The sequence below is a fragment of the Exiguobacterium sp. s168 genome, assembly GCF_018619035.1.
GTDB lineage: Bacteria > Bacillota > Bacilli > Exiguobacteriales > Exiguobacteriaceae > Exiguobacterium_A > Exiguobacterium_A acetylicum.
In genome coordinates this window covers 1-455 of record NZ_JACSNE010000068.1, presented here as the reverse complement: position 1 = coordinate 455, position 455 = coordinate 1, and the positions used below count along the sequence as shown (strand labels likewise).

Here is a 455-nt window from a genome sequence, read left to right as displayed (position 1 = left end):
AACTTGAAGCGAATCTTCACGTAGCCTCTGTATCAGATCGTACGATTCAATACAAAGGAGAATTTAAGATTCACGCTGTACGTGAGAATTTAGATGGTAAGCGACCGATACAAATCTTTGAGGAAAGCGGCTTTGACCTGGACATGATCGGTAAGCAAACGCCGAACGAAGCGTTGAAACGGTGGCGGAAGACATATCGCATTTATGGAGAAGAAGGACTCCTGAATGAGAGACGTGGAAAATCTAATCTTGGAGGTCGACCAAAAAAAGATGATTCCGTCGAACGACGACTTGCGAGAGCTGAAGCACGAATTAAGTACCTCACAGCGGAGAATGAATTACTAAAAAAGCTAGAAGCTCTCGAAAGAGAGGCGAAGTACCGAAACTAACGGCATCTGAACGCTATCAGGCAATCAATATTGTCTTACGAAAACAATCGTCGAGTCGGTTCGTGA

The 455-nt window shown here is 44.2% G+C and carries 1 pseudogene; it reads left to right on the top strand.

What is annotated here, in order from left to right:
* Positions 1 to 389: pseudogene (locus tag KNQ15_RS16655) on the top strand (IS3 family transposase); the annotation flags it as partial.
* Positions 390 to 455 lie beyond the last annotated feature (66 nt).